The 12,977-nt window shown below is 73.6% G+C and carries 8 protein-coding genes; all 8 read right to left on the reverse strand.

Features of this window, described 5'->3' with window-relative positions; all coding sequences use genetic code 11:
- The gene (locus FRAAL_RS21570; protein WP_011606058.1) at positions 1–1,029 is read right to left on the reverse strand and encodes a hypothetical protein; all 1,029 of its coding nucleotides are present in this window, start codon (positions 1,027–1,029) and stop codon (positions 1–3) included.
- Between the two features lie 13 nt (positions 1,030–1,042).
- On the reverse strand, positions 1,043–1,576 hold the full coding sequence (locus FRAAL_RS21575) for a hypothetical protein (protein ID WP_011606059.1): 534 nt from the start codon (positions 1,574–1,576) through the stop codon (positions 1,043–1,045).
- Between the two features lie 650 nt (positions 1,577–2,226).
- The gene (locus FRAAL_RS21580) at positions 2,227–4,839 is read right to left on the reverse strand and encodes an Hsp70 family protein (protein WP_041939597.1); all 2,613 of its coding nucleotides are present in this window, start codon (positions 4,837–4,839) and stop codon (positions 2,227–2,229) included.
- A 203-nt stretch (positions 4,840–5,042) separates the two neighbouring features.
- A complete protein-coding gene (meaB, locus tag FRAAL_RS21585; RefSeq protein WP_041939598.1) occupies positions 5,043–6,062 on the reverse strand; it encodes a methylmalonyl Co-A mutase-associated GTPase MeaB in 1,020 nt (339 codons plus the stop codon).
- Between the two features lie 41 nt (positions 6,063–6,103).
- The gene (gene scpA / locus FRAAL_RS21590) at positions 6,104–8,353 is read right to left on the reverse strand and encodes a methylmalonyl-CoA mutase (protein WP_041939599.1); all 2,250 of its coding nucleotides are present in this window, start codon (positions 8,351–8,353) and stop codon (positions 6,104–6,106) included.
- Positions 8,353–10,260 (reverse strand): methylmalonyl-CoA mutase subunit beta, encoded by a 1,908-nt coding sequence (locus FRAAL_RS21595; RefSeq protein WP_011606065.1) that lies wholly within the window; start codon positions 10,258–10,260, stop codon positions 8,353–8,355. The genes scpA and FRAAL_RS21595 overlap by 1 nt, the downstream gene beginning before the upstream one ends.
- A 92-nt stretch (positions 10,261–10,352) precedes the next feature.
- Positions 10,353–11,450 (reverse strand): type IV toxin-antitoxin system AbiEi family antitoxin domain-containing protein, encoded by a 1,098-nt coding sequence (locus tag FRAAL_RS21600; RefSeq protein WP_041939600.1) that lies wholly within the window; start codon positions 11,448–11,450, stop codon positions 10,353–10,355.
- Between the two features lie 228 nt (positions 11,451–11,678).
- Entirely contained in the window at positions 11,679–12,944 is a 1,266-nt protein-coding gene (locus FRAAL_RS21605; protein WP_011606067.1) for a lipase family protein, read from the reverse strand.
- Positions 12,945–12,977 lie beyond the last annotated feature (33 nt).

Raw genomic sequence — 12,977 nt, forward strand, 5'->3', positions numbered from 1 at the left:
TCAGGAGGCAGACCGGCGTCGGCGCCACCGCCGCGCGAGCATGACCAACGTCCCGACGCCGACCAGCGACCCGCCGGTGACGATCGCGGAGGTGACCGCGACCTGGCGGGTGGAGGCGCCACTCACGCGGACCCGTTCGGAGGCGCCGCGACGGTCGGGAAAGCGGATCACCGCCGTGGCGGTCCGCTCGACCAGCCCGCTGTGCAGCTTCACCGTGGCGGTCCACGGCCCGGCCGGTATCTGCCCGTCGAGGGCGAACGAGACCGGGCTGACCTCCCCGGGGGCGATCGTCGTCCCGAGGTTCGCCGGGAACGGTCCGGCCCGCAGGCCGCCGGGACCCTTGGTCAACATGAGATCGCCGGACATGTCCAGGGCCCGACCACCGGTGTTGTGGATCTCGGTACCGACCGCCAGTCGCCCGTCGAGCAGGCGGCTCGCGGTGAGTGCGGCGATGGTGAAGCCGGCGGCGGGCGGCCCGCCGGGGCCGATGTCCAGGTACATCCGGATCCCGACCCGGTTGACCATCTGGAAGCCACTGCCCTCCGGCGCCCCGCTGCCCGCCTGCGCCCAGAGCACGCCGTAGTGCTCGCCCGGCGAGGCGTCGCGGGGGACGGCGACGGTGACCTCAGCCTTCTGCCGAGAGTGCGCGCCGACCTCGATCGCACTGCGGTCCAGGCTGACCCAGGTGGTCAGCTCGTTGGGCTTGCGCCCCTCGGCGAAGTGGAACGAGCTCCCGCCGAGGCTCGCGGCGCCCGGGTAGAGCTCGATCCGCATCGGCCCGTCAGTGTTGTTCACGACCTCCACCTGGCGGCGCATCGTGGCACCCGGGTTGAGGTGGTCGACGATGTACTGCCTGGCCCGGGGGTCCTTCCACAGCGACGCGGTGACCTCGCCCAGCCTGATCCCGAACGTCCCGTCGGAGTTGACGGTCCCACTGCGGGGCGCGGCTGACACGGCAGGAGCGGTGATGGTCGGAACGAGCATCCCGACCATCACCGCCATGGCACCGAGAAGGGTGCCTCTGTTCATCCCGAAGCCCCGATCACGGCACCGTGGAGTGGGTGATCGTGGCGGTGTAGTTGGTGCCGGCGACGGCGGTGGGCGGGATGTCCACCGTCAGCGTCGGGTTCCATGACGCCGAGTTGATGCCGGGACCGCCGGTGCCCGTCACCGTCTCCACCGGAGTGCCGGCGGTGACGAAGTCGACGTCGGTCGCGGTCCCCGCGTTGTTCACGCGGGTCACCGTTCCCGGCGCGTAGTGGATGTTCGTGACCGGGATCGCGGCGATGCCTCCCGCCGCGGTGAAGTCGGTGGCGGCGACACTAGCCACCCAGGAGGGCGCTTCGATGCCCTGGGTGTCGGTGACCGTGACGACCCCGAGGGATCCGGTGACAGGCGTCGTGCCGATCGTTCCGCTGAGGGTGGCGGTGGCCGGGGCCGTGATGTTCACGGCCCCTCCGGTGAGGGTCAGGGTCACCACAGTGTCGGCGGTCGCGGCACTGGCCGGTAGCGCGGTGCCGAGAAGCGCGGCCGCCGCGGCGGCTGCGCTCAGAAGAAACAGCGATGACTTACGCAATGGAACTACTCCCCTGGTGTGAGGCCGGAGCGCCCCAGCAGCGGAACCGCGACGGATGATCCGCGGGGGCACGTCGCGCAAGCTATCACTCTGAGTAGCTACTTAATGACGTACAGCAACGACAGCGTGTCTCGAGGGCCTACCCCGCGCACCGCTCGCCCGCCCCGACGGCCGGACTCGTCCCGGCAGGCCAGGGATCCAGCCCCACCCTCATCCCCCGTGGTATGAAGTCGGCCTCGCGCCGAGGGCCTGCTCAGGAGTCCCCGAGAGCGAGAAGTCGCCGAGATGCGGCGCAGCCTCCCGCCAGACCGCCCCAGGGCGTCGCCGACCTACTGGTCCGTCCTCGCCACCGCCGGTGATCGAAGGCCCTGGTTTCGAGGCGGACCGGACCACTGCCCCACCAAGGCTGGATTGCCACACAGCCGCAGCGCTCGGTCGGCTCGATCCGACACCGCACCACAGTCACGCAACGTGCTTGCCCTGCTCCTCGCCGCGCGATACCAAGACGGTGTTCGCGCCCTCCGTGGTCAGGAGCAATCGATGCGGCTCAGTCCTGGGGACTCTCACCATCACGAGCACCACGCTGACCGGAGGCTGACCGTCACCCACTCAGTCGCCTGACGCCGCCGGGCGCCGTCAGGCGGGCACCCTCAGGCGGGCACCGGTCCCACCCCCGTCGTCAGCTTCTCCAGCCTGGCGACGTTCTCCCCGACCGTGTCGTCGCTGCGGGGCACGTAGTGCGCGTCGAAGGCGATCTTGCGACCGTTCTCGAGGAAGTAGCGCAGGAAGGCGGCGGTCGCCGGCTGGCGCAGCGCGTCGGTGCGAGCGTAGACGAACAGCGGCTTGCACAGCGGCAGGTAAAGCCCCGTGCCGACGGCCACCGCGGTCGGCGCCACGCACCCCTCACCATTGTTGATCTCCACCCCGCGCAGCCTGGCGCCGAACGTCTCGTAGGTGGGGTAGTCCAGGAAACCGATGGCCGACCGGTCACCGGCCACGTCGTTGGCGACCCCGCTCAGGTCCGCCTGCTTGTAGGCGCGAGAGCGGTCGCTGGCGTCACTGATGGTCGCGTTGAAGACCTCCGCCTGCACCGAGTTGTGGGGCGGGCCGACGAACGCGATCGGTTCATCCGGGAACGAGCTGTCGATCTGGTTCCACCGGGTCACCGACGAGTCGGCGCCCCAGATCTGCTTGACCTGCTTGAGGTTGAGGCAGTGCAGCCAGGTGTTCTGCGGGTTGACCACGATCGGCAGGGTGTGGTGCGCGACCTCGAACCCGACGACCTTCTTCGCGCAGCCGGGATCCTTGGCGGTTTGCGGGGTGAGCTCGAAGGAGGCGTCGGCGAGTTCGGCCTTACCGCTGCACAGGGCCGCGAAACCGTCCTCGGTGCTGGTCGCCTCGATGCTGACGGTGACGTTGCGCTGGGTCTGACGGAACTCGTTGTAGGCGGTCTCGGTGATGGGAGCGACCTCGGAGGAGCCCGCGACCCGGACGAGGTTCGCGGCGGGCGGCGGCGCGGCGGAGGGGCTGGACGACGGCGGAATCGGATCCGTGGTCGGGAAGGCCCCGACCGCGGCGACGGAGGCCCCGCCCGAACCCGAGTCGCGCCCCGTGAGCACGACTCCGGCGGTCGTCCCGATGGCGACGAACAGGACGACGATGATCGCCGCGGCCACCATGACCCGACGGGACCCGAAGATCCCGCCGCCTCCCCCGGCAGCGCCGTCTCCCCCGCCGCCCCCGGCGGCACGGCCACCCCCGGCGGCACGGCCTCCCCCGGCGGCACGGTGCGACCCCCCGGCATCCGCGACGCCACCCGCGGGCGGACCTGCCGCGCCGGCGGGAAGCAGACCGATGTCGGCGGTGCTCGCGGCGGCGGCATAGGCACCGGGGTCATAGGCACCAGGGTCATAGGCATCGGGGGCATGGGCATCGGCGCCCGCCCGAGCCGGCGCACCGCTGCCGCCCGCGCCCAGCGGGCCGGCGGCGACCGTCACTCCGCTCACGTCGGGGGACCCGCCGCTCCCGGCGGCGGCTCCCGGCGGCGGCGTCCCGACCCCGGAGAGGAACGGCGGCAACGACGTGAGGCTGGACGCATCCGGCGGACGAATGACCGCGGTGACGTCGTACGGCTCCTCGACGGCCCCGGCTGCGGCAGCCGCGCCGAACAACGCCCCACCGGCCCGCGCGGAACGATCCGCCAGGTCGGCGGCGATCAGCGCCGCGCCCATCGCCACGTCCGCGTCCGAGCGGTGCTCGATCCGGCCGATCTCCGGGAAGGCGGCACGCAGCCGGCGCAGCACCAGCGGCAGGTGCGCCACCCCACCGGAGAGCAGGATGCGGGAGAGGTCGGCGGGACCCGCCGGCACCGAGCGCAACGCCCGACGGAAGGTCTCGACGGTGTCGTCGACGGTCGGGCCGGCGAGCGTCTCCAGCTCGCCGCGGGTCAGCGTGACCGTGGCGTCGATGCCGGGCAGCTCCACCGCCAGGTCGACCTCGTCCTCCTCGGCGAGGATCTCCTTGGCCTGCGCGGCCTCGCGGCGCAGGCGGGCGAGCGCGGTGCGGGTGGCGGCGTCGGCCCGGTCGAGGCGCGCGGGCGCGGCACCGGCCGCGGCGAGCACCCGGTCCACCAGCAGCTCGTCGAGGTCGAGCCCGGCGCCGTGACGCAGCCCCGCCGGCGCACCGACGACCTGGAACCCGAACGGGGAGAAGGAGAGGATCGCGGCGTCGAGGAAGCCCGCGCCGAGGTCGTACCAGCCGACGAGGTCGACCGTCTGGGTCACCGAACTGCGGGCGAGCAGCGTCCCCATCGCGTCGGCGGCGGGCAGGGCCACGACCGGCAGTTCCAGCCCGGAGAGCTGGGTGATCGCCTCGGTGAAGGTCTCCCGCCGGCCCGGGGACCAGAACGACGGGAAGGTCACCACCACCTGGTTCGGGGGCCCGCCGAGCTGATCGACCGCCAGGGCGACGAGATGGGCGACCAGGCGGGCGAGCAGACCCTCGCGGCTGTAGGCGGCGCCGCCGAGCAGGACCGGACCACCGTCACCGAGCCGGCGCAGCAGGTCGGTCGCGGACCGGTCCGGATCGCCCTGGGCGCGCCGGGCCGCCGCGCGGGCGAACTGCAGGCCGCCTCCCGGCGGCGCGAACACCACCGACGGCAACCGCCGCTGCCCGCCGAGTTCGAGCACGCGGGGCCAGCCGCCGTCCGCGACCGCAACGATCGTGTTCGCGGATCCAATATCGATGCCTAGCTGATAACCCACCGCGACTCCTGAAACCCACACGATCACCGAGGCGCTCCGGGACGCACGAGCCGCCCCCAACCGCCGGAGCTCTCGCCCTTCTAGCTGGTGCGATCATCGTAGACGCTTGACCAGGCAATTTTCGTGTCCGGTGCAAGACAGTCAAGACAATAAGGAACCGGGACCAAAGCGAACCGCGAGGCGGCGGGAGAATGCGGGAGGAGTTATTGCCCAGTGCCGGAGGGTGGCGCGGGTTCGCCGAAGGCGGTGAGGATCGCGTCGGCGGCGAGGGCGGGGGTGAGCGTGCCGTCGCGGACGCGGCGTTCGAGGTCAGGCGTGATCTCCCGGACGCGCGGGTGCGCCCGCAGCTCGGCGAGCAGCCGGTCGTGGACCATCGCCCAGGTCCAGTCCACCTGCTGGCGCCGGCGGCGGGCGGCGAGCTCACCGGAGGCGTCGAGGGTGTCCTGGTGCTTGACCACCTGCGCCCAGACGGTGTCCAGGCCGGTGCGCTCGGCGGCGCTGCAGGTGAGCACCGGGGTGTTCCAGTCGCGCGGCCCCGAGGAGCCCTGCAGCATCCGCAGCGCCCCGGCCAGCTCGCGGGCCGCGCGGCGGGCGTCGAGCTCGTGCGGGCCGTCGGCCTTGTTCACCGCGATGACGTCGGCGAGTTCCAGCACACCCTTCTTGATTCCCTGGAGCTGGTCGCCGGTGCGGGCCAGGGTCAGGAACAGGAAGGTGTCGACCATGTCGGCCACCGTCGTCTCCGACTGGCCGACGCCGACCGTCTCGACCATGACGACGTCGTAGCCGGCCGCCTCCATGACCACCATCGCCTCCCGGGTGGCCTTCGCGACCCCGCCGAGGGTGCCCGCGGTCGGCGACGGCCGGATGAACGCCGCCGGGTCCACCGACAGCGCGGCCATCCGGGTCTTGTCGCCGAGAATGCTGCCGCCCGTCCGCGTCGACGACGGGTCGACGGCGAGCACCGCCACCTGGTGGCCCCGCCCGGTCAGGGTGGTGCCCAGCGCGTCGATGAACGTCGACTTGCCGACACCCGGCACGCCGGTGATCCCGACGCGGCGCGCCTTGCCGGCGTGCGGGAGCAGCGTCACCAGCAGCTGCTGGGCGAGCTCCCGGTGGTCCGGCCGGCTGGACTCGACCAGCGTGATGGCCCGCGCGATCCAGGTCCGCGACGAGGCCAGCACGCCGTCCGCGTACTCGGTCAGATCAATGCGCCGGTTCACGATGCCGGCGATGCCGTTGCCTGGGATGCCACAGCTCGGGCCGCCTAGGCGGCGGAGTGGCCGAGCTGCGCCGACAGGGTGGCGAGCAGCTCCAGCGCCGCGTCCGCGATGACCGTCCCCGGCGGGAAGATCGCCGCCGCCCCGGCGGCCCGCAGCTCGTCGAAGTCGCCGGGGGGGATGACCCCGCCGACCACGATGAGGATGTCGGACCGGTCGAGCGCGGCGAGCTCCTCGCGCAGCGCCGGCACCAGGGTGAGGTGCCCGGCGGCCAGCGAGGACACGCCGACGATCTGGACGTCCGCCTCGATCGCCTGGCGGGCGACCTCGGCGGGCGTCTGGAACAGCGGGCCGACGTCGACGTCGAAGCCGATGTCGGCGAAGGCGCTGGCGATGACCTTCTGGCCGCGGTCGTGGCCGTCCTGGCCCATCTTCGCGACGAGGATGCGCGGACGGCGGCCCTCGGCACGCTCGAACTCGGCGGCGGCCTCGCGGGCGGCGGCGACGTTTCCGGCGGGTCCCGCCTCGTCCCGGTACACCCCGGAAATGGTACGGATCTGGCCGGAGTGGCGCCCGTAGACCTTCTCCAGGGCGTCGGAGATCTCGCCGACCGTCGCCTTGGCACGCGCCGCGTCGACGGCCAGCGCCAGCAGGTTCTGCTCCAGGCCCGGACCGCGACGACCGTCGCGGGCGGCGTCGGCGGCGGCGGTGAGCGCGTGCAGCGCCGCCTCGACCGCCGCCGGATCACGCTCGGCACGCAGCCGGCGCAGCTTGTCGATCTGCTCGGTGCGCACCGCCGAGTTGTCGACCTTGAGCACCTCGATCGCCTCGTCGGCGTCGACGCGGTACTTGTTCACCCCGATGAGCGGCTGGCGGCCGGCGTCGATGCGCGCCTGGGTGCGCGCGGCGGCCTCCTCGATGCGCATCTTGGGGATGCCGGCGTCGATGGCCTGCGCCATGCCACCGGAGGCCTCGACCTCGCTGATGTGCCCCCACGCCTTGCGGGCCAGATCGTAGGTGAGCCGCTCGACGTAGTGGCTGCCGCCCCACGGGTCGATCACCCGGGTGGTGCCGGACTCCTGCTGCAGCAGCAGCTGGGTGTTGCGGGCGATGCGGGCGGAGAAGTCGGTGGGCAGCGCGAGCGCCTCGTCGAGGGCGTTGGTGTGCAGCGACTGGGTGTGGCCCTGGGTGGCGGCCATCGCCTCGACGCAGGTGCGCACCACGTTGTTGAACACGTCCTGGGCGGTCAGCGACCAGCCGGAGGTCTGCGAGTGGGTGCGCAGCGACAGCGACTTCGCACTCGTCGGCGAGAACTGGTTGACCAGCCGCGCCCACAGCAGCCGGGCCGCCCGCAGCTTCGCGACCTCCATGAAGAAGTTCATGCCGATCGCCCAGAAGAACGACAGTCGCGGGGCGAACGCGTCGATCGCCAGGCCCGCGCCCAGGCCGGCGCGGATGTACTCGACGCCGTCGGCGAGGGTGTAGGCGAGCTCCAGGTCGGCCGTCGCGCCGGCCTCCTGCATGTGGTAGCCGGAGATGGAGATCGAGTTGAACTTCGGCATCTTCTGCGAGGTGTACGAGAAGATGTCCGAGATGATCTGCATCGACGGCTGCGGCGGGTAGATGTAGGTGTTGCGGACCATGAACTCCTTGAGGATGTCGTTCTGGATGGTCCCGGCGAGCTGCTCCGGGGCCACCCCCTGCTCCTCGGCCGCGACGATGTAGAGCGCGAGCACCGGCAGCACCGCGCCGTTCATGGTCATCGACACGCTCATCCGGTCCAGCGGGATGCCGTCGAACAGCTGGCGCATGTCGAGAATGGAGTCGATGGCCACGCCGGCCATGCCGACGTCGCCGGTGACCCGCGGGTGGTCGGAGTCGTAGCCGCGGTGGGTCGGCAGGTCGAAGGCGACCGACAGGCCCTTCTGGCCGGCGGCGAGGTTGCGCCGGTAGAACGCGTTCGACGCCGCCGCGGTGGAGAACCCGGCGTACTGGCGGATCGTCCACGGCTGGGTGACGTACATCGCCGGGTACGGCCCGCGCAGGAACGGCGCGATGCCCGGGTAGGTGCGCAGGAAGTCGAGCTGCGCGGTGTCGCCGGCGGTGTAGAGCGGCTTGACCGCGATGCCCTCGGGGGTGTCCCAGGTCAGGGCGTCGACGTCCTTGCCGGTCGCCGACTCCAGCGCGGTGCGCCACTCGGCCTCGGGCGTGTCCGCGCCGGCGGGCGGGTCGCCGAGCTCCACCTGGGAGAAGTCCGGGATGGCGCCGGCGCGCCGGTTCGAGCTGTCCACGGACATCAGCGCACTCCCGCCTCGGCCTGCGTCGCCTGCAGCACGGCGACCGCATTGCATCCTGTGAAGACGTACCCGTCGATCCCCGCCTCGGCGTCGGCCTGGGCGCGCGAGCCGGGCTGACCGGCGAGCCACACCTGGCGGGCGCCCGCGTCGCGCAGCGCCCGGGCCACCGGTGCGGCGTGCTCGGCGTACACCTTGTCGCCCGAGCAGAGGCAGGCCACCGCGGCGCCGGACGCGGCGAAGGCCGCCGCGATGGCGGCCGGGTCGGTGCCCGGGCCGGACGTCGGGGTCTCGAAGCCGCCCGCCTGGAACAGGTTCGCGGCGAACGTGGCGCGGGCGGTCGACGCCGCGGCGCTGCCGAGGGCGGCCAGGAACACCACCGGGCGGGCGGCCGCCTCGGCGTGGGTGTCGGCACGCGAGCGCAGCGCCTCGAAGTCGGCGTCGTAGTGGATTTCGGGCAGGCCGGGCGTCCCGTCGACGGTGGGACGCTCCTCGGCCGGGGCCGCGGCGCGCTCGGGCAGGATCTCGGCCAGGTTCGGGAACTCGCTGACGCCGGTGAGGGGGTCGCGCCGGTGGGCGATCGCCTCGGCGCGCTTCGCCCAGGTGGCCGCGATCCGCTCGGCGACGAGACCGGAGCCCAGGGCGGCGACGATCCCGCCGGCCCGCTCGATCTCGGTGAACCAGGCCCAGGCGGCCTCGGCGAGCTCGGCGGTCAGCGACTCCACGAACCACGAGCCGCCGGCCGGATCGATCACGCGGATCAGGCTCGACTCCTCCTGCAGGAGGGTCTGGGTGTTGCGGGCGATCCGCCGGGAGAAGTCGTCGGGCACGCCGAGGCGGGTGTCGAACGGCAGGACCGTCACCGCGTCCGCGCCGCCGACGCCGGCGCCGAAGCAGGCCAGGGTCGTGCGCAGCATGTTCACCCAGGGATCGCGGCGGGTCATCATCGCCGCCGAGGTGACCGCGTGCTGGCGCTGGGCGCGCTCGGCCGGCTCGGCCCCACACACCTGCGCGACCCGGGACCACAACCGGCGCGCCGCGCGCAGCTTCGCGATGGAGGAGAACTGGTCGGCGGTGACCGCGTAGCGGAACTCGAGCTGCCCGAGGGCCTCGGGCAGGCTCAGCCCCGCGTCGGTGAGCGCGCGCAGGTAGGCGACGCCGGTCGCCAGCGACGCGCCGAGCTCCTCGGCGTCACTGCCGCCCGCGCGGTGGTAGGGCTGGGCGTCGACGACGAGCGCGCGCACGTTCGGGAACTCGGCCACGCAGCGCGCCGCGAGGGCCGCCGCCTCGGCCAGCCCCGCCGGCCCGTCCGCCGGCAGGCCCGCCCGCGCGGCCAGGCCGATCGGATCGGCGCCGAGGCTGCCGGCGAGCTGCGAGCCGGGCACGCCGCGGGCGGCGGCGAGACGGAAGAGCTCCTCCGCCGCGGACCGGGTCTGCGCGCCGGCGTCGAGGACCACGGGGGCGAGGTCGAGGTAGACCTCGCCGAGCACCGTGGCCAGGGCGTCGATCGCCAGCCCGCCGGAGCCGAGGCGCAGCCACAGCGACGTGACGCCGTTCTCCAGGTCGGCGAGAACGGCGTCGGCGGCGGGCTTCGCGTCGGGACCGGCGTGCAGGGCGCGGACGTCCCAGCCGGTGGGGCCCGCACCCTGGGGCCGACCGCCCCGCACGAACGGCGCGAGGCCCGGCAGGCCCACCCCGCCGGCAGGCAGGTCGTCGGCGGTGTAGAGCGGGCGGATCAGCGGGCCGTCATAGGTCCGCGTGGCCAGTAGTTCCTCGACTTCGCCGGCGGCGCTCGACTCGGTCGCCACGCCGGACTTGCGCAGGACGCCCAGGACGAGCTGCTGCCACTCGGCGCGGGTGGCCTCCGGAAAGTCTGCGGCCAGCGACAGCCCGGCCGGGGGAACGCTCATGTTCCGGATCGTAGGCGTGGGAGGCCCGGACGGCTTGGAATGTACTTCCTGTCACAAGTCCTTGCACGCCTTTGTCCGGATGGTGGCGATGCTCACGAGGCGCGGCGTTGCTCCAGGTCCCACGCCGCGGGCGAGTCGAGGAACCGGTCGACGGCGGCGACGATCCGCTCCGGGTACCAGGCGACGTCCAGTTCACTGAACCGCAGCACCGCCCACCGCCGGGCGGCGAGCAGGTTGCCGCGCAGCCGCTCCAGGTGGAAAACCTCGGCGGAGCTCGCCGCGGTGGCGGTGTCGGCCTCGACGTCGAGCCGGTGCTCCGGCCAGGCGAGGTCGAGCTTCGCGATCGACTGGCCGCCGTCCTGGACCGGCCACTGCAGCTGGGGCGGCGCGAGCCCCGCGTCGGCGAGCAGCAGCCGCAGCCGGGTCTCGAGGGCCGACTCCGCCCTCCCGTCGGCCAGGTCCCACCAGCCCTGCGTCTGCCGGAAGCCCCGGCGCCCGGCCGCCGCCTCGCGGGCCGCCCGCAGGTTCCGCACGACCCCGCTGCGCAGGGCGGCGTCCATCTCGGTGACGGCGGCCTCCCGGTTGGGCGCGGCGAGCACGAGATCGGCGACGGTGCGCGCCGGCGAGGTGACGGGAATCCCGGCCACGTCGATCTGCTCACCGGCGCCGAGTTCGGTGAAATGCAGCCGGATTCCCCGCGGCTGCGCCCGCGTGAGCCGGGGCGGCAGCAGCAGGTGCACGGGCTCGGCGGGACTCTCCGGCTCCGCACCGGAAAGACCGAGCAGCCGGGCGGCGGTGATGTTGCAGACGACCGCGTGCGGACGGCCGACGAGTGCCGCCCGCACGCGCGCCGACAGCGGAAAGGGAGGCGGCGCGAACACCCCCGGGACCGCGCCGCCGGGCACCGGCTGCGGCACCCAACCCGAGCACGGCCGCTCGTCGCCGGGGCCGGCGACGTCCTCCCACAGGGGGGCGACCGGGACGACGAAGGCGCCGCGAACGGGGTGGCTCCACTGATCGGACTGGACGAGCTGGCGGAGCTGACCGCGGGTCAGGCCGGCGGACATCGCCTGCCGGAAGGTGATCACCCCGCCCTGCCGGCGGGCCAGCGCGACGGCGGGGTCGAGCCCGGCGTAGCGGCGGACGACGGGTCGGGTCGGCGGGGTCGAGGCCGAGTGGGAGAAGGTCATGAACCGAGAATCCAACAGAATCGACCCGCCAGCCAGTGTCACCAGGAAGGCTGTGGATAACCGCCGGGACGATGGACGGAGAGCAGATCACGAATCCCCCGAACGGCGACAACCATTTCCCATAATCGCCGCGGGGCGCTTCGAAGAAATGGTCGAAGAATGGCGTCCGGCGACGTGCGGCGCGCGATGATGTGCGGCGGTGTACAGCGGTGTAGGGCGGTGCACGGGTCAGCAGTTCCCGCGCGTCGGGAGGCCGGCGAAGCGGTCGGCGAGGAACCGCAGCGCGTCCTGCGTGCGCCCCACGCCGTCGATGTGGTCGCCGGGGAAGGGAGCCCAGGTCACCGCGACCCGCCGGGCGCAGTACTGCGTCCGCAGGCGCGCCGCCTGGTCGAACGCCACCAGGCTGTCCGAGGTGGCGTGGTAGAGGTAGGCCGGGACCCGGGGCGCCACCCGTCCCAGGGTGTTCTCGGCCAGCCGGGCCCGCCAGCGCGGCAGCGTCATCGGATCGGCGGTCGTCAGGTCGGCGATCCGCCTGCCGGCGAACCCGGTGACCAGGGCGAGCGAGCAGGCGGTGCGGACGGCGGCGAACACGCCGCGCCCGGACGCGGTCAGCAGCGCGTCCAGCCGCAGCTCCGGGTAGGCCGCGTCGAGGCCGACCGCGGCCGCGAGACCGAGCCCGGCGGCGCCCCGGCCGTCCAGGGCGCGTCCGACCGCCACCAGGTCGGCCGGCACGCCACCGGCGGCGACCCCGCGCAGGTCCAGGTCAGGCGCATAGGCGGGAGCGAGCTGCGCCGCCCACACCGCGGCTCCCCCGCCCTGCGAGTAGCCGGTCAGCCCGACGCGCCGGGGTACCGCGGCGGCGACCCCCACGACCCGGGGGGTGGCCCGCACGATGTCGAGCAGCGCGTGTCCCTCGGCCGGTCCGACGACGTAGGTGTGCTCGCCCGGGGTGCCGAGGCCCTCGTAGTCGGGCACGGCGACGATCCAGCCCCGGGCCAGTGCCTGGGTGATCGCCCCGACGGCGAGGTTGACGCCCACGGCGAGTCCCTTCGACGCCGCGCAGTCGTCGCCGAGCCCCTGGGTGCCGGGGGCGTAGCCGAGGATCGGCGCGTCACCGGCCGGGTGGGCGGGGACGAGCACGGTGCCGCTGACCGCGATCGGCCTGCCGAGCGCCCCGGCGGACAGGTACAGCACCTGGGTCACCCGCGCCCCGGCCGTGGCGAACGACCCCGCCGCCGGCACGGGACGCGACCACAGGACGTCCCCGGGGCGCCCGGCGGGCAGTGGCGCGGGCGGGCGGTAGAACCCCTCCCCCGCCGGCGCCGCCACCGGACCGACGTAGGGCGGCCGGCCGGCCGCGTCCTCGACGCCCGCCCTCGCCGCGCCTTCGGCGGCCGACGAGGAAGCCTGACCACCACCCGGCGCCCCGCCACCCGGGGCACAGCCGGCCAGCGCGAGCGCCAGACTCAGTGCCAGATTCAGTGCCAGTGCCACGAGCACGCTCGCTGGAGGCGGCCGACGGCCCGG

The organism is Frankia alni ACN14a (genome assembly GCF_000058485.1).
GTDB classification, from domain to species: Bacteria; Actinomycetota; Actinomycetes; order Frankiales; family Frankiaceae; genus Frankia; species Frankia alni.